The sequence below is a fragment of the Angelakisella massiliensis genome (assembly GCF_900104675.1).
Classification (GTDB): Bacteria; Bacillota; Clostridia; order Oscillospirales; family Ruminococcaceae; genus Angelakisella; species Angelakisella massiliensis.
In genome coordinates this window covers 590,364-606,263 of the sequence record NZ_LT629945.1, presented here as the reverse complement: position 1 = coordinate 606,263, position 15,900 = coordinate 590,364, and the positions used below count along the sequence as shown (strand labels likewise).

Below are 15,900 nucleotides of genomic sequence, written 5' to 3'. Positions count from 1 at the left end.
CACAGAGGGTAGAAAGGAGAAAAAGAACATGGAAAACCAGCATAAAGACATGATTGGCTTACAGCCAACGGAACCGGACTTATTATACCAAAAACCAACAAATTACGCAAGGAGGAAGCCTATGGAGCAAACGAAACAGGAACAGTTCATCATTCGGCGCATCGGCGGCACCACCTATAAGGTAAGGGTCGCATTCAGCGAAACAGCGGTGGAGACCATGGAGGAAAAGATTCTGCGGATGATCCGCAATGAAGGGGTTACAAATGACGGCACTTGTGCTATAATGGAAGCACCACAAATGAGCCGTCAGTCTGAAAGGAGCGCCGAATGCGCATGAAACAGACTGAGGAAAAGATCACCGCTCTGTATGAGCGGCTAAGCCGTGACGATGACAATGCCGGTGATAGCAACTCCATCGTGAATCAGAAAAAATACCTCGAAAGCTATGCCCAGCAGAGAGGCTACACCAACTGCCGCCACTATACTGATGATGGATGGAGCGGCGGCAATTTCGAGCGTCCGGCATGGAAACAGCTGGTGGCGGACATTGAAGCAGGCAAGGTGGCCCATGTCATTGTCAAGGATATGAGCCGGGCGGGGCGTGACTATCTGCAAACCGGCTTTTACACAGAGGTATTCTTCCGGCAGCATGGCGTCCACTTTGTTGCCATTGCCAACGGCGTGGACAGTGATGACCAGAACAGCAACGAGTTTGCGCCCTTCCTCAACATCATGAACGAGTGGTATCTGCGCGACCTGAGCCGCAAGCAGAAAACCGCCATCCGGGTCAAGGGAGAATCCGGCAAGCCTACCACCAACTGCGCTATCTATGGCTACAGGAAAGACCCGGAAAACAAATACCATTGGCTGATCGACGAGGAAGCCGCCGCCGTGGTGCGCCGCATTTTCCGATTGACCATCGAGGGCAAAGGACCCTACGATATTGCCCGTATTCTCTTTGAGGATAAGGTGGAGACGCCCGCCGTGTACTTCGGCAAGCAGGGCAAGGGGATCTGGAAAAGCAAGGAGGAATTTTCAAATCCCTATAACTGGAGCGGCTATGTCGTGGGGCAGATTCTCTCCAAGCCGGAGTATATGGGGCATACGGTGAATTTTCGCTCCCACAAGCAGTCCTATAAAGATAAAAACGCCGTAATGAATCCCAAGGAGGATTGGCTGATCTTTGAAGATACCCACGAGGCCATTGTGGACAGAGAAACATGGGAGCTTGCCCAGAAGCTCCGCAAGACGCCCAAGCGCATCGACACGCTGGGGGAAGCGAATCCGCTGACCGGCCTTTTGTACTGCGCCGACTGCGGCAAGAAGATGTATAACCACCGCTCCAAAGGCGGCACAGAGAACAATCCCTATCCATCTGACTTCTTCGATTGTTCCTCCTATACCCTCGCCCATCAGAAAAGAACTGCCGCCTGCTGCGGCCACTATATCACGACCAAAGCTCTGCGCACCCTGATTCTGGACACCATCCGCACGGTCAGCACCTTTGCAATTTCCAATCAGGCGGCGTTTATGGAAAAGGTGCGCTCTGCCTCCCAGCTCCGGCAGGTGGAAGCGGCCAAAGATGCCAAGCGAAAGCTGAGCAAGGACAAAAAGCGTATTGCTGAGCTGGACACCATCATCAAAAAGCTCTATGAATCCTTTGCTGTCGGGCGCATTACCGATGAGCGCTTTGACAGTCTGCTGGCAGATTACGAAGCCGAGCAGAAAGCGCTGCAAGCCTCTGTCGCAGAAGCAGAAGAAAAGCTGTCCGCTTTTGCGGAGGACGCCGCCCGTGTGGAGCAGTTTCTGGAGCTGGCAAGGAAGTACACGGACTTCTCCGAGCTGACTACACCCATGATCAACGAGTTTATTGAGAAAATCATCGTCCACGCCCCGGAGCGTATCGACGGTGACCGGGTGCAGGAGGTGGAGATCCACCTTCGCTTTATCGGGCAGTTTGAGCTTCCCGCACCGGAGCTGACCGAGGAAGAAATCAAGCGGCAGGAGCAGCTCAAGCGACATCGCATTAAAAGCCGGGAACGGTATCAGAAAATCAAGGCTGGTGAACACGCTGTCGGTCAGCCTTTCATGCTGACCTGCAAGTGCTGCGGGCAGGAATTTGCATCCAAACGGACGAACACCCTGTTCTGCGGTCCCAACTGCCGGGCAAAATTCTACCGGCAGGAGGCGGCAGAGAGCCGCAGCCGGGCGTGTACCTGCGAAAACTGCGGCAAGGAGTTTATCACAACAAGGTCAGATGTGAAATATTGCAGTGACGATTGTCGGTATGCAGCACAAATCAAACGGCAGGGCGCATGGAAGAAAGCCTTGCGAGAAGCTAAGAACGAGGAAGAAACGAAAACAGCATAAAATAGACGCAGACGGCGGCTTGCCCCAGATTGGGCAGGCCGCCGTTTTTGCGCAGAAATGGAGGTATCATGCGTATTTTTGAAATCGTAAAAGAAAATGTCAATCTGCGGGAGGCGGCAGAGCTGTACGGGATCGATGTGAACCGATACGGCAAAGCACTTTGCCCCTTTCACAACGACCGGAACCCCAGCCTGTATGTGGCCGACGATCATTATTATTGCTTCGCCTGCGGGGAGCACGGGGATGTGATCGACTTTGTGGGCAGACTGTTTCAGCTTTCGCCCTATGATGCGGCACGGAAGCTGATGGCAGATTTTCATCTCAGCCCGGACAAGCCGCCCAGCGCAGCGGCGCTCCACGCAAAACGCATCCGAACAGAAGCACAGCAGCTCATGGAAAACGAGCGGCTGTGCTTTTCTGTTCTGTCCGATTACGCCCGTGTGCTGCGGAACTGGAAGGTGCGGTATGCGCCGCAATCTCCTGACGAGCCTGTTCCCGCACGGTTCGTGGAAGCCTGTCACAAGCTCGATGAAACGGAATATTACTTAGATATTCTGTGCGCCGGGGATTCCCACGAACGTGCCGAAGTAATTCAGCAGCAGATGGCGGACGAAAAGCTGGACGGGCTGCGACGGAGGTTAGAGAAAATTCACAAGGAGGAATTGGAAGATGGATATGACACCGCAGACGTGGCCTGAGTGGTACGACGGCAGGCACATCAACGAGGTGCTGTTCTGCCAGCAGTTTTTGGAGAAACACCCCATGAAATGTGTGCGTGGGCGGCTTTTCACCGTGGACGGACTGATCGAGGATGAGGGGCAGATCGGCAATCTCATTCTGGAGGAAATCTCCGGTGTGCTGACCTCCGGACTGTCCAAAGTTGTGACAAATCTGCTTGCCAGCATCAAGCTGCAAGCGTATTCACCGCCGCTGCCCATTGAGACGGACCGCATCCACGTTGCCAACGGGACGTATTTTATGAACGGTAGCTTTACCGCCGATAAGAGCTACTGCAACAACCGGCTGACGGTCGCCTACAACCCTGACGCACCCACTCCGAAAAAGTGGCTGCAATTCCTATCAGAGCTGCTGCAACCGGAGGACATTCCAACCTTGCAGGAATTTCTCGGTTACTGCCTGCTGCCTACCACCAAGGGGCAAAAAATGCTCATGCTCATCGGCAAGGGCGGCGAGGGCAAAAGCCGCATCGGTCTGGTCATACGCTCCCTGCTGGGCGACAGCATGAACACCACCAGCATCCAGAAGGTGGAGAGCAACCGGTTCAGCCGTGCAGACTTGGAAAACAAGCTCCTGATGGTGGATGACGATATGGATATGAGCGCCCTGCCCAAGACCAATTATATCAAATCCATCGTGACCTCTGAGTGCAAGATGGACATGGAGCGCAAAGGCGTCCAGAGCTATCAGAGCCAGCTCTATGTGCGTTTTCTCTGCTTCGGAAACGGTGCGCTCACCGCCCTGCACGACAAGTCCGACGGCTTCTTTCGCCGCCAGATCGTGCTGACCACCAAAGACCGGCCCGCTGGCCGAGTGGATGATCCGTTTCTGGTGGATAAGCTGCTGCGGGAGAAGGAGGGCATCTTCCTCTGGTGTCTGGATGGTCTGCATCGGTTGATTGGGAACAACTATCAGTTCAGCATTTCCGGCAAGGCCAGAGAGAATATGGAGACGGTCAAGCGCAGCAGCAACAATGTGATCGAGTTTCTGCAATCTGAGGGCTATATCCGCTTCAAGGCCGACAGTGAAGCCAGCTCCAAGGCACTGTATGAGGCGTATCAGCGCTGGTGCGAGGACAATGCGCAAAAGCCCATGTCTGCAAATCGTCTCAGCTCGGAACTGGCGCAGAACGAGCGCCTTTACAATGTAGAGGCCACCAACAATGTCCATGTCGGTGGCAAGCGGGTGCGCGGTTTTATGGGCATTGAAGTGGTCAACCCACTGCCGTATTAAAAATGAGAACCGGACTTCAAAATTGCCGTACACGCCGTACACTCTGTACGGCATTTTTCAACTTCATCCGCAAAATACGGTTTTGCTTGTGCCTTTGGTGAAGCAATTCACAGCATCGTGTAAAATCTGCCGCTGAATCGGCGTTCGGTACACAAAACCGGCGTACAGCAGCGTACACAAGCCGTCTATGCCGTACCGAGCCGTACACGGACAGCCTATTTTAACGGCTTCAAAATCAATGCTTGTGAAATCCGTAAAGATTTTTGTCGTAGGTCGAACGCACTGCACCATCAGGTGATTTACCGAAGCGTGAATCCGCTGCTCCGGATTGCGGCATATCCTGCCGTTCTGTATGTTCTCACACAGAACGATGAAGCCGATAGGGTGCTGCTGTGTACAGGGCATCACGGACGGAAATCTGAGTGGATTTGCGGAACGGCAGATTTTTCACCGCAAAGCGTACACAGTTCACTTACTCAAAAACCAATATCACGAAAATATGGAGGTAAAAAGTTGATGAAATCCAATCTGAGAAATGAAATCAAGTCGTACATCGTCCGTCAGGGCATGACCATGCAGGAGGTGGTCGATCTGCTGCATGACGAACACGGCTGGTCTGACAGCGTATCTAACCTGTCCAATAAGCTCCAACGGGAGTCCCTGCGCTATGTTGAAGCCGTCCAGCTTGCCGATGCGCTGGGGTACGAAATCGTTTGGCAACGGAGAAAGTGAGGAGGGATTTTTATGACAGAGGCAGAGAAGAAACTGTTGCAAGCACAGCACCGCTTGGAGGAAGCGCAGGCACGGAACCGGGTCAAGGAACGCAAGGTCCGTACCCGTAGGCTCATTCAGGAGGGTGCAATCTTGGAGAAAGTGCTGCCGGAGGTGCGGACGATGGAGCTGTCTGCGCTGGAGGATTACCTGATGCAGAAGCTGCCGCAGCACAATTGAATCCGCTGGGAGGTCTCCGGGAAACCGGGGGCCTCCTCTTTTCCTCCCGTAAGGGCGCACTTACTCACCACCCTAAAGGGCAGTGGTATTTCCTGCGGAAATCGTGCGCTCTGCGAGGCGGATGCGGCTGCTGCGGCAGCCTCCAGACAATGCCACAGCACTTGCAGGGTGCTGCTGTCATCGTCTGCGCAGGTCGCAGTTGTTTCTGCTTTGGAAACAGCTTGCACCCTGCCCGCACAAACCTGCCACCGGCAGCTTTGTTTGCGGCTATGCCCGAAGCTCATCTTCGGGGCATTTTCTCTTTTGCGAAAGAGAAACAGAAAAAGGAAGAACGAGGTGAAGAAGATATGGCGATTTATCATTTGGAAGCGAAGGTGGTCAGCCGGGGCGCAGGCCGCTCCGCAGTAGCTGCTTCTGCCTATTTGAGCTGCTCCCGCCTGTATAACGATTACGACGGGATTCAGCACGACTACACGAAAAAACAAGGGCTTGTCTGGCAGCAGATGTTTCTGCCGGAATATGCCCCACAGGAATGGCAAGACAGAGAAAAACTGTGGAACGCCGTGGAGGAAGTAGAGACAGCAAAAGACAGCAGGCTTGCCCGTGAGTTTGTTGTGGCTCTGCCCATAGAGCTAAACCGGGAACAGCAGATCGAGCTGCTGCAAGACTTTATCCGGGAGCAATTTGTGTCCGATGGAATGTGCGCCGACGCTGCCATCCACGACACCGACGGTCACAATCCCCACGCCCACATTCTCCTGACGGTGCGCCCGCTGGATGAGCAGGGACGCTGGCAGTACAAGACCGAAAAAGAATATCTCTGTATGAGAAACGGTGAAGAACGAGGCTTCACCGCCGCCGAGTTCCGGGCGGCGCAGAACGAGGGCTGGGAGAAGCAATATCCCTACAAGGTCGGCAAAAAGAAGGTCTATATGACACCGTCTGCTGCCGAGGCGCAGGGACTCATCCGGGCTGACAAGCATCCGAAGAGCACCCGCTACGGCAGACAGAACCCCATCTCCGAACGTTGGAATAGTGAGGAGCAACTTGTGACATGGCGGGCTGCATGGGCGGATGTGACCAATCTCTATCTGGAGCGCGCCGGACGGGCGGAGCGAATCGACCACCGCAGCAACGCAGCCAGAGGTCTGGATGAGCAGCCTACCATCCATGAGGGAGTGACCGCACGGGCGCTGGAGCGGAAAGGGATCATTGCTGACCGCTGCGAGATCAACCGGCAGATCAAGGCGGACAATGCCTTGCTGCGGGAGCTGAAAGCTGCGGTCAGGAAGCTGGCACAGGCGGTAAAGAACACCCTCCCGGTTATTGCCGAGGCGATGGAAAAGCTGCGGGCAAATATGATTGTTTTCCGCTATCAGCTGCGGCATATCGGCCGGGGCAGGCAGCGCATGAAAGATTATATCCACGCGGTTCAGCCGAATCTGGTGCGCTATACCGAGCTGGTTCAGGAGATTCGGGGCAAGGGCAAGGAACGCAAGTCTTTGCTTGCCCAAAAGAAGGAGACACCCCTCTATCTCATCCCGAAGCAGTGTGAACTGTCCCGCCATATTGCGGAGCTGACCGAGGAATTGGAAGAGCTGAAATCCGAGAAGGATATGCTGCTGCACTCGCTGGAATGCAGTGACGATGCCGGTATCGCTGCTGTGAAAAAGGACATTTCCACGATGGAAGCCGCACTAAAAAAGCTGTCGCAACAGGAAGAAAAGTACACGGCTGAGCTGAACGACGCTTTGCAGCAGTATGCTGATTTGAAGACGCAATCGGCAGAATTCGACCCAGACGAATTGCAGGACGCAAGGCTCGACCTGCGTCCTGCAATGGAGCGCTCTGTGGTTGACCGTGTGCAGTCTGCTTACGGAGATAAGTACGATTACTTGATGATGTACGACAGCAAGCGGGATGTTGCTGATATACTTCATGAGGAAACGGAAGCTCGCTCCATCCGTGAACATCTGCGTCAGAAACAGCAGGCACAGCAGAAGCAAAACAAGAAGAACAGCAGAGACACTTGGGAACGATAATATATATATGCTACCACATTCTTGCGCTTACCTCTATCCCAACTATTGACATAGAGCCGCACAAATTTAAAGGAGCACGGTCGTGGCTGACCGTGCTCCTTTAGCATCGCTTGCGATGCATAGTCACAGATGGAATCTGTGTCAAAGGGGTTCGAGGATTTTATCCCAGACAGGCGATTTATAAGCCCCTGCTGCGGCAGGGGCTTATAAATTTTGCATGAGTGGGTACCGCCATGCATTGCTCGTTAAGATCGTGCCCAACTTTTTTACTTACGCCGCATCGAATATTTGCGAGATAACAGCCCCTGTATATGCGCCTGCTGCACTGGCAATTAAGTTCACAAGTTCAGATTTTGCTTTTTGCTCACTTAACTTCAACAATTCATCACCACGAGGAGAACAGTCGTATGCGTTAGCACCATGTGGCGAGCCACATTTCGTCATTTCATAGGCTCACTAAAGAAGAGAAACCATTATCTCAGCTTATCGTTTCGATTTCTCCAAGCAAATCATTTTTTCCTGAGTTGCTAATTTTATCTGCAAAATTGACTTATTTATGAGGACTATCATAATCTGCACGCGCTGGAACACAAGAGCAACTTTTTGAAATAACGTACCTTTGAGGAGTCTGGACTGGCTCCTCTTTTTTGTTGCACAAATTGTGCAGGCGGTGCTTGCACAATTATCAACCTAACATCTGCATTCCATACAATCTCGATATTGTCCTCCTGTTGTTCTGCGTTATGCTTTCTCCGTGCATTTTCGTATTATTTATTCTGCCATCTGACTTCGCCCTTGGACAGAAGCGGATAACAGATCAGCTGATCTGAATCCAGATTTTCCGCATGCATGTCAACCGCTGTGATCTGATGATTATCATAAGTCGTATAATAATAAATACCTTTTGCTGTATTACAACAGGACGTGTATATCGTGATCTCATATTTGCCTTCTGTCACCTCACAGCATCCACGCTGCTGATCTACGGATCCTAAGATATGGAAGAACTGGCTTACACTCTCATCCTCTTCTTCACCGGAGATCGAATTTAATTTTGTAAAGGCAACTTTCACAAATCTTGACTGGCTGGAAAGATCTCCAGGTATTCCCATTCCACCCATTCCTCTGCTATATGCATCAAGCTGTAATACTCCTGCAAAAGTACTCTCCGGCTGTTTTCTGGATACTCCGGCATAATTATTCAGTGCAAACATCTGACTCGGGAATGGTGGATTATTGGTAAGCACTCCTACCGGATTATCATATACATGCAGCCCATCTTTCATAGACTCAACAACGATACAGGAGTCTTTGTCTGCAATGATCCAGTGAAGCTGTGCTGTCGGCAGCTGTTCACTGAATGCTGTGCCTGTCAGTCTCATTGCTGCCAGCTTCTCTCTCGCCTCTGCTACAGTAGCACACTGTGTAAGGATCCATGGGATGAACTCGAACTGTGCCACCTGGCTGACTTCTGTTTCATCTTCCGGCAAAGCTTCTTCATATGCCGCATTGCCGACAAAATTAAGACCTGCCATTCCAAGGCCTTTTTCATTAACAGCATCATAATAAAGCGGATAACCTCCTGCAACAAATGCCATTCCGATCAAAGCATAATGGCTTTTTATCTTCCCGGCAAACCGGAAATCAAATTCGTAATTTCTTGGCGTTATCGTGATCTGTTCCCCATAGGAAAATTCATAATCAAGCGTTCTGCCCATATAAAAATCTTTTGTTTTGTAAGTTGCTGCTGTACACATATCGAACACCTCTTCTTTCTGCTATAATAGTCCTGCAAACAATCTCATAAACAACTGTCCGAGCCATAAATATGCACTCCGTCCTGTGCGGTACTTTTCGGTCACTTCCCTGCATTCATTCGAGGATTTTTCTTTACACAATAACTCCATATAATTACCGGAATCAGACAAAGCCGAAAAAAGAAAGAAGATTAGGAACCGTAATAATTCTATTCAAATTTTCTTTCTGATTCACTTCACTCTGCATGTACGGTCACCTCACTTTCCTTTTTTTTAGGCATAAACCAATAAAATATAACACAAAATGCTAAAGCAAACACAACACCAAAAACATTTTGACTCACTCTAAGACTAACCGCTCCTTGTAGTCCATATGTCTCTGCAGCAATGGCTAAAGCACCAAATGTGTTAAATACTGCCTGCCAGCCATATTGTGCTGAAAATCCTACACCGATTCCACCAAGAATTCCTATATATGCATAGATTGACGAAGGAAGCAGAAAATATAATACTGTAAAACATATAACACCTGCAATATTTCCGACAATCCTTTTACGGACTCTGTAGTGCATATCTTCCATAGACGGCAAAATCACGGACATGGCCGCAATACCAGCCCACATTGCACGTGGCATATTACAAAGTTCTGCAATGCAAAGGACAATCGGTACGCATAAAATCTGACATATCTGCCATTTTGTTCTGGAAGAAGTGATATCAAATTCTTGTATCAGATCTTTCAGATTTCTTTTATAAGTTCTGTTTTTATGATTTCGATAAAATACGAAGCAGGTAAGTGCTGCACCTAAAGCCATTCCGACTAATCGCATCTGATAGCTTTTTCCCGTAACATCATAACCATATAGCAGCAGATACCCAAGAACCAATGTAGATTGATTAAACATGGATGGATTATGGCATCCGAACAGAATCAACACAGCCAGTGCCGCAATATTTAACAGCATTCCCAATACCGGTGAAAACTGATTTGCTAAATGCGGACATACAGTCATAATTACAAAGAACAAAGCCAAAAGCATCGTAGATTGTCCGGTGTGGATCCCCAGATCCGCATTCCTAAACACCATGAGACATAATAAGACTACTACACCTACAATGCTGTTCTCATTTCCAAATAGGATGCTGAAAATACTAACAAAGAAAAAACAAAATGCCATTGTAGCAGCTATCTTCACCAGATATACCCACATATGATATAGTTTTTCTTTTAGTGTTTCACTCTTTTTCAACAGGTTTTTAGAACCTGCCTGATTTAACTGCAACTCCTGATAAAATGTCATATAAATACTCCCATCTTCTAATTTATCTTAAAACTAGATAATCTCATCTTTCTGCTTTGGCAGCTCTATAACAAATCTGCATCCACCATATTCACGGTTTTCTGCTTTGATTGTTCCTCCGGCACTATCTACAATCCGTTTTACAAGTGCAAGACCTAGGCCATTTCCTTCTGCTTTATGAGATCCATCTACCTGATAGAACTTGTCAAATATTCTGGATTTTACATCATCCTCTATTCCTGGTCCTTCATCTTCCAGAATGAACTTAACAGAATCCTGTTCTTGTTTCAGAAACATCGTAATTGTCCCCTTTGAAGGGCTGAACTTAATCGCATTATCTAAAAGATTTATCCAGATATGCATAAAAAGTCCTTCATTCGCAGTATATTTAACTTCCTCCAATTCTACCTGAAAACCAATTTCTTTTTCTGTCCATTTTGTTTCCAATGAAAGAACTGCCTGGCGGATCTGTTCATCCAGACGATTATCGTCAATAAACGCACAAACTATTCGAACGCCTGCTACATCATTGAGATATGTCTGTATTCTCGTCTGAGTTGCTTTGTACATTGGACAGCTCCGGTTTGCGGGTATGCAGCCGCCGTTCGATTGATTCGTGTAGAAGCTGAGATACAAGAGCCATTAACGGAATAAAGAAAATCATGCCAAGGACACCGAACAGTTTACCGCCCAGCAAAACCGCCAACAACGTCCAGAACGGGGATAGCCCTACACTGTTTCCCACGACGTGCGGATAGATGAACTGATTTTCAACAAACTGAGTTGCCTGATAGACGATCAAGCATAGGAGCGCCTTGTTCGGAGCCGCCAATAAAGTAAATAAAATGCCGAAAGCGCAGGAGAGAAATCCTCCAATATAAGGAACGAATGCAAAGGCGGCAGTTAAAACAGCTGTTAGCCCCGCATATGGAATCCCTGCAACAGAAAACGAAAGAAAGATCAATGTTCCAAGAATCATAACCTCGACACACTGACCAGAAAGAAACTTCGCATAGGTGTCATGTGCAAGTTTCGAAATATGGCAAATTCTATCTGCAACGGATTCCTTACAGTAGGCATACAGTGCCCGTTTGCTTTGACTGCTCAATTCACGCCATCCAATTAGCACATAGAATGTGATCACAAGTGAAATTGCAACATCAGCAATCGCAGATACCGTAGAGCCAGCAACATTGGCAACTGAGGAAATCACTGTGTTCATTTCGCTCGAAATGCTTTGCAGAATAGATTTCCAATCGAGCGCAGCAAAATGTGCCGACAGTTTCTCTGTGTCAATGCCGTATCTTTGCAATAAGCCGACCCAGTCAGGCCATTTTTCTTGAACAAGAGCAGCAATGCTTTTTACAGATGCAGTGAGCTGTGGAATCGCAATTACACACAGAAGAGCAATAATCGCAATAACACATATCAGCGTCAGTAACAGGCTTATCATGTCTATTTGCCGATCTGTAGCTTTAGTCAGCTTTCGTCGAAGCCTCTTTGCCAGTCCGCGCACGGGTACACTCAGAACAAAGGCCAGCAAAAGGCCTGATAAAATCGGAGCGAGCAAGCCAATACACGATTTTAGAAAGTTGGCAACATAGTTTAGATTGTTGAATGCCGCAAATAAGATCACCCCAAACGTGATTAGTAGAAGCGGCTTTTTGTAGGATTTATCCATGATTACATCCTCGTAAGAAATCGGTTTGTTTTATTATTGGGGAGTATCTTATAGGCAATCCACCAACCAAAGAAACAGACTGGCAATGCAGCGAGAACATCCATGATAGAATGCTGTTTCATAAAAACGGTGGAGAGACTGATACACACGGCGATTGATGTAGCAGCGATTTTCCATCCGACGCTTTGGAGCGCCTTGCAATCCCATAACCCAAACATCGCGGCAACAGAGCCTATTACATGAAGTGAGGGGCAAACATTTGTATTGGTATCGAAACTATAGAATAATTCAATAAAGCGTGTAAGTAGATTATTGCGTACAAATGCTTCTGGCCGCAAATTTTGGCAGGTTGGAAAGAACAGGTAAATCAAAACCGTGATCGTATAGGTGACTATCACAAAATACATCATACGCCGAAATGCAGGTACATCGACGAAAAAAGTATAAACCAACGTACCGATTAGAAAGACAAACCAAAATAGATACGGAATCAACGCCCATTCACAAAATGGTATTATATCATCGAGTCCACAATAGACGGGATAGTAATTTCGTTGCGGTTGCAACCGCTCAAGAAACAAAAACAGCAAGCCGAAAATTGGCCAGTAAAGCAATAGCCTGACGTGAGAAAATTCAGGTGTATTAAGTTTATGGATGCGGAACTCACGGTAATTAACTTCCGGCTTTATATGATTACTTTGCATGACTGTATATCCATTCATAGATTTTATCGGCTGCCGTACATTCCGTCTGCGACCGCATTGCCGCGCGCATTTTAGAAAGAAGCACTGGGGCATTTAGCGTTTTTATTGTGGTGTCTGCGATTGCTTTTGGCGTATTGGCTGTGACGGCCATTCCATTACGCAGAAAAAAATTCAGATTATGTGTCTCGCAGCCAGCCACTGCATCGATAAGCACCATTGGTAACTCTGCCGCCATTGCCTCAGATGTACTTAGACCTCCGGGCTTTGTCAGGAATAGGTCTGAGGCTTGCATGAGCTGCGGCACATTATTGACGGTTCCCAGAACATGAACTTGAGAATACTTTTCTGTCCTTTTTTGGAGTTTTTTGCGTAAATCATCATTTGTGCCGCATACAACACTAAGTTCTTGTTCTGTTGTGAGGTAAGGGCAGAGATACGATATAATCTCCTCCATTGGACCGCAGCCCATGCTACCGCACATCATTAAAATATGTTGATGAGCAGGAGAGATTCCGGCGTTGGCTTTTCCTGCTTCTTGTGACACACGCTGGTAGAATTGCTGCCGCACAGGGATTCCACTGGCGATCAGCTTTTGAGGTTGAAGTCCACATTGTTCAAACTCACCTAACAGCGAAGTGGACGGAATGAAATACCAGTCCAGCGCAGAATCCGCTGTGCAGGGAGCGCAGGTATAGTCTGTAGAAATGTGGCTCGTTACAAGCTGTAAGCATGGGTGCTGTCGGCGCATTTCTGTCAACGCCAAGGCTGGGAATACATGAGTACAGATAATATTATCGTAGCCTGCAGAGCGGATGTATTGATACATCCGCTCTGCGCCGGAGGAAAGTAGCTTATAGATCGGCGTTCCCTCACAAAAAATATCTTCGTGAGATTCCGCACGCTGATACCCAGCATCAAAAAGCCTTGGAGCATGGCGGTAAATTCGGGTATGCCAATTAGAAATAAACGTGGATGCTTTTTCTGAAATAAACTGCAAAGAATCTGTAATATTGCAGATTTCTCCGCGAGAGTGGTAGGCTTCCTGAACTGCTTGCGCACAGGAGTTATGCCCTGCGCCAGTGTTGCAGCTTAGAATTAGTGTTTGCATTTGAATCTCCTATTTTTTCCTTTGCTGCATAGCAAACAGCTTTTGCAGGCGTGGGCGATTATAGCGCTGGACAACAATAAACGGCAAATTACCCAGCACAATGTAGATAATCGTTATACATACCCCGCCAACACCGGACCATATTTTCAGCAGTCCAAGACCGGCGATAGACAACAGAATATGTGTCCACTCTGCCACGCAAGTTTCTTCTATCATGCGCGGCAAGTTCTCATAGTTTTCCTTTGTCAGTTTCTTTTCCGGCATGATTTTAACGAATATGCGGCTCATATCGGGGATCTTTGCCTGCCATTTCCGAACATGAAGCCGCTTCCATAGTTTTTGCTCTGCCGGGTGGCAGACCCAAGGAAAACGATCGGCGTGAAACCAATGCTTCGGGATCAAGCGCCCCACTACAAAGGAGAGAACCCCTAACGCCGCGATATATAGCAGACACATAAGAAAATGCTTCATAAAAACCTCAACATAGCGGTGCGAAAATACGAAGGACACCATCTACGACCCAGCGGCGCGAATAATGTTTCATATCATAGGGCTTTACCTCTTTACATTTTGCCTGTGTAGCGATGAAATCGTCCTTTATTGCTGCAATAATACTGGAACGATAAAAGAACGAATTGTTTTCAAAGTGGAGAAAGAGACTGCGGTAGTCCAGATTGACAGTTCCTATCGTCGCAACTTTGTCGTCTGATACAAAGCTCTTTGCATGAACGAAGCCGGGAGTATACTCATAAATCTTGATGCCGCCAGTCAGCAACACCTGATAAAAGCTCCGAGACATACGGAAAATCAGCTTCTTATCAGGGATGCCGGGCATAATGATCCGCACGTCTACACCACGTTGAGCAGCGGAAATCATTGCATCCATCAAGTCATCGCCAAGCATAAGATACGGTGTAAAAAACCATGCGTAATCCGTGCTTTGAGAAAGCAAGTCAATAAAGAGCTGATTACTGGTAGCTTCATGGTTAAGGGGCGAATCGTAGTAACTAAGCACATAACCATCAAATGTGTGCGGCGGCGCAGGATACCTTTTGGGATATGTGGGCATTGCAAGCTGTCCTGCTTCTTTTTCCAGCGAAAATGCGTTCCAAAAGGTCAAGAACATATGGGTAAAATTTTTTACTGGCTCACCAGTAATCCGAAAGCCTGTGTCCTTCCAGTGTCCATAGGGATGTTCCAAATTGATATACCGATCTGATAAGTTGATACCTCCGCTATAAGCAACTTCGTTGTCAATAATCAGCATTTTGCGATGATCGCGATAGTTTGCAGTTCCTTTTAAGGCAAGGAAAGGATTAAAAGGAATACATGGAATGCCTTTCTTTTTCAGTTCACGGACATTACTGAAATTGAACGAAGAAATACTGCCAAGATCATCGTATATCACACGTACATCAACGCCCTGCTCCATTTTTACTTCCAGTTCGTTCACGATTGCGTCCCACATATGCCCCGGCTCAATAATGAAGTATTCTACGTAAATCGAGTTTCTTGCATTTTTCAAATCGGCAAGCATATCAGGGAACATATTATCGCCCAACGGATAGTAACGAACCTGCTCAACTGCACACATCGGATATTGCGTTTTTTCTTCCAGCCACCGCACTGTTTGCCCCATGCGTTTTTCGCCGTCAAAGGGCGCTTCTTTTATTGGAAGAGGCTGCGGATTGCAACTCTTTTGAACTTGCTGCAAGCGCCTTTTTAGAGGGCGGGCCGTCCGTTTATTTCCAAAGAGCAGATATAGTAACGCTCCTACCAAAGGTAGTGACAGAATAACCAGCAGCCAAAGCAATTTATAAGCGGTTTCATCTCTCTTTATAATAATAAATACCACCAAGAAAAACGCTGCAACGGAAAGCAGTGACACAATAATCGGTGCGTAAGGGGTCAGCCATTTCATCAACAGCAAAAGCCAGAGCGATTGTAAAGCCACCGCTGGAATAATTGTTAGAATGCGTCGAATGATTTTTCCCATATGTTTACCCCCCTCTATG

Annotated in this window: 14 protein-coding genes and 2 pseudogenes; 7 read left to right on the top strand and 9 right to left on the bottom strand. The window is 48.1% G+C overall.

The annotated features are described in order from the left end of the window. Window positions 1–121 precede the first annotated feature (121 nt). From BQ5383_RS08145 to mobQ, 7 genes are all read left to right on the top strand, one after another. Entirely contained in the window at window positions 122–337 is a 216-nt protein-coding gene (locus BQ5383_RS08145) for a transposon-encoded TnpW family protein (protein ID WP_071434958.1), read from the top strand. Continuing rightward, on the top strand, window positions 328–2,370 hold the full coding sequence (locus tag BQ5383_RS08140; protein WP_071430996.1) for a recombinase family protein: 2,043 nt from the start codon (window positions 328–330) through the stop codon (window positions 2,368–2,370). Before BQ5383_RS08145 ends, BQ5383_RS08140 begins: the two co-directional genes overlap by 10 nt. A gap of 68 nt (window positions 2,371–2,438) precedes the next feature. After that, window positions 2,439–3,068, top strand: a complete 630-nt coding sequence (locus BQ5383_RS08135) for a CHC2 zinc finger domain-containing protein (protein WP_071430994.1) — start codon at window positions 2,439–2,441, stop codon at window positions 3,066–3,068. After that, window positions 3,040–4,341 carry a DNA primase family protein gene (locus BQ5383_RS08130; RefSeq protein WP_071430992.1) on the top strand — a complete coding sequence of 434 codons (1,302 nt, stop codon included), beginning with the start codon at window positions 3,040–3,042 and terminating at the stop codon, window positions 4,339–4,341. Before BQ5383_RS08135 ends, BQ5383_RS08130 begins: the two co-directional genes overlap by 29 nt. 516 nt (window positions 4,342–4,857) lie before the next feature. Then, on the top strand, window positions 4,858–5,073 hold the full coding sequence (locus BQ5383_RS08125) for a DUF6471 domain-containing protein (protein WP_071430990.1): 216 nt from the start codon (window positions 4,858–4,860) through the stop codon (window positions 5,071–5,073). 12 nt (window positions 5,074–5,085) lie between these two features. Beyond that, window positions 5,086–5,292 (top strand): DUF3847 domain-containing protein, encoded by a 207-nt coding sequence (locus BQ5383_RS08120; RefSeq protein ID WP_071430988.1) that lies wholly within the window; start codon window positions 5,086–5,088, stop codon window positions 5,290–5,292. A 347-nt stretch (window positions 5,293–5,639) separates the two neighbouring features. Further along, window positions 5,640–7,334: a MobQ family relaxase gene (gene mobQ / locus BQ5383_RS08115; protein WP_008978057.1), complete on the top strand. Its 1,695-nt coding sequence runs from the start codon at window positions 5,640–5,642 to the stop codon at window positions 7,332–7,334. Window positions 7,335–8,101: 767 nt separating this feature from the next. Here mobQ and bsh read toward each other — a convergent pair. The 9 genes and pseudogenes from bsh to cls all read right to left on the bottom strand — a co-directional run bounded on the left by bsh (window position 8,102) and on the right by cls (window position 15,881). Next, the gene (bsh, locus tag BQ5383_RS08110; RefSeq protein ID WP_009295645.1) at window positions 8,102–9,091 is read right to left on the bottom strand and encodes a choloylglycine hydrolase; all 990 of its coding nucleotides are present in this window, start codon (window positions 9,089–9,091) and stop codon (window positions 8,102–8,104) included. A 122-nt stretch (window positions 9,092–9,213) separates the two neighbouring features. Beyond that, window positions 9,214–9,338: pseudogene (locus tag BQ5383_RS20040) on the bottom strand (CDP-alcohol phosphatidyltransferase family protein); the annotation flags it as partial. Further along, complete coding sequence (locus BQ5383_RS08105; RefSeq protein ID WP_005946426.1) at window positions 9,328–10,392, bottom strand: FUSC family protein; 1,065 nt, start codon at window positions 10,390–10,392, stop codon at window positions 9,328–9,330. The gene BQ5383_RS08105 and the pseudogene BQ5383_RS20040, both read right to left, overlap by 11 nt. A gap of 33 nt (window positions 10,393–10,425) precedes the next feature. Continuing rightward, a pseudogene (locus BQ5383_RS08100) lies at window positions 10,426–10,875 on the bottom strand (sensor histidine kinase); the annotation flags it as partial. 43 nt (window positions 10,876–10,918) lie between these two features. Next, a complete protein-coding gene (locus tag BQ5383_RS08095) occupies window positions 10,919–12,073 on the bottom strand; it encodes an AI-2E family transporter (protein ID WP_071430986.1) in 1,155 nt (384 codons plus the stop codon). Between the two features lie 2 nt (window positions 12,074–12,075). Further along, window positions 12,076–12,777, bottom strand: a complete 702-nt coding sequence (locus BQ5383_RS08090) for a phosphatase PAP2 family protein (protein WP_008978052.1) — start codon at window positions 12,775–12,777, stop codon at window positions 12,076–12,078. Then, window positions 12,767–13,885, bottom strand: coding sequence for an MGDG synthase family glycosyltransferase (locus BQ5383_RS08085; protein ID WP_008978051.1), 1,119 nt, complete (start codon window positions 13,883–13,885; stop codon window positions 12,767–12,769). The genes BQ5383_RS08090 and BQ5383_RS08085 overlap by 11 nt, the downstream gene beginning before the upstream one ends. A 9-nt stretch (window positions 13,886–13,894) precedes the next feature. Then, on the bottom strand, window positions 13,895–14,356 hold the full coding sequence (locus BQ5383_RS08080; protein WP_009295644.1) for a glycosyl-4,4'-diaponeurosporenoate acyltransferase CrtO family protein: 462 nt from the start codon (window positions 14,354–14,356) through the stop codon (window positions 13,895–13,897). A 7-nt stretch (window positions 14,357–14,363) separates the two neighbouring features. Further along, on the bottom strand, window positions 14,364–15,881 hold the full coding sequence (gene cls, locus BQ5383_RS08075; protein WP_008978049.1) for a cardiolipin synthase: 1,518 nt from the start codon (window positions 15,879–15,881) through the stop codon (window positions 14,364–14,366). Between the last annotated feature and the right edge of the window lie 19 nt (window positions 15,882–15,900).

Coding starts and splice junctions, on each gene's coding strand:
- BQ5383_RS08145 (WP_071434958.1), top strand. CDS start 122: ATGGAGCAAACGAAACAGGAACAGTTCATCATTCGGCGCATCGGCGGC.
- mobQ (WP_008978057.1), top strand. CDS start 5,640: ATGGCGATTTATCATTTGGAAGCGAAGGTGGTCAGCCGGGGCGCAGGC.
- BQ5383_RS08125 (WP_071430990.1), top strand. CDS start 4,858: ATGAAATCCAATCTGAGAAATGAAATCAAGTCGTACATCGTCCGTCAG.
- BQ5383_RS08135 (WP_071430994.1), top strand. CDS start 2,439: ATGCGTATTTTTGAAATCGTAAAAGAAAATGTCAATCTGCGGGAGGCG.
- cls (WP_008978049.1), bottom strand. CDS start 15,881: ATGGGAAAAATCATTCGACGCATTCTAACAATTATTCCAGCGGTGGCT.
- BQ5383_RS08130 (WP_071430992.1), top strand. CDS start 3,040: ATGGATATGACACCGCAGACGTGGCCTGAGTGGTACGACGGCAGGCAC.
- BQ5383_RS08090 (WP_008978052.1), bottom strand. CDS start 12,777: ATGCAAAGTAATCATATAAAGCCGGAAGTTAATTACCGTGAGTTCCGC.
- BQ5383_RS08095 (WP_071430986.1), bottom strand. CDS start 12,073: ATGGATAAATCCTACAAAAAGCCGCTTCTACTAATCACGTTTGGGGTG.
- BQ5383_RS08105 (WP_005946426.1), bottom strand. CDS start 10,392: ATGACATTTTATCAGGAGTTGCAGTTAAATCAGGCAGGTTCTAAAAAC.
- BQ5383_RS08080 (WP_009295644.1), bottom strand. CDS start 14,356: ATGAAGCATTTTCTTATGTGTCTGCTATATATCGCGGCGTTAGGGGTT.
- BQ5383_RS08085 (WP_008978051.1), bottom strand. CDS start 13,885: ATGCAAACACTAATTCTAAGCTGCAACACTGGCGCAGGGCATAACTCC.
- BQ5383_RS08140 (WP_071430996.1), top strand. CDS start 328: ATGCGCATGAAACAGACTGAGGAAAAGATCACCGCTCTGTATGAGCGG.
- BQ5383_RS08120 (WP_071430988.1), top strand. CDS start 5,086: ATGACAGAGGCAGAGAAGAAACTGTTGCAAGCACAGCACCGCTTGGAG.
- bsh (WP_009295645.1), bottom strand. CDS start 9,091: ATGTGTACAGCAGCAACTTACAAAACAAAAGATTTTTATATGGGCAGA.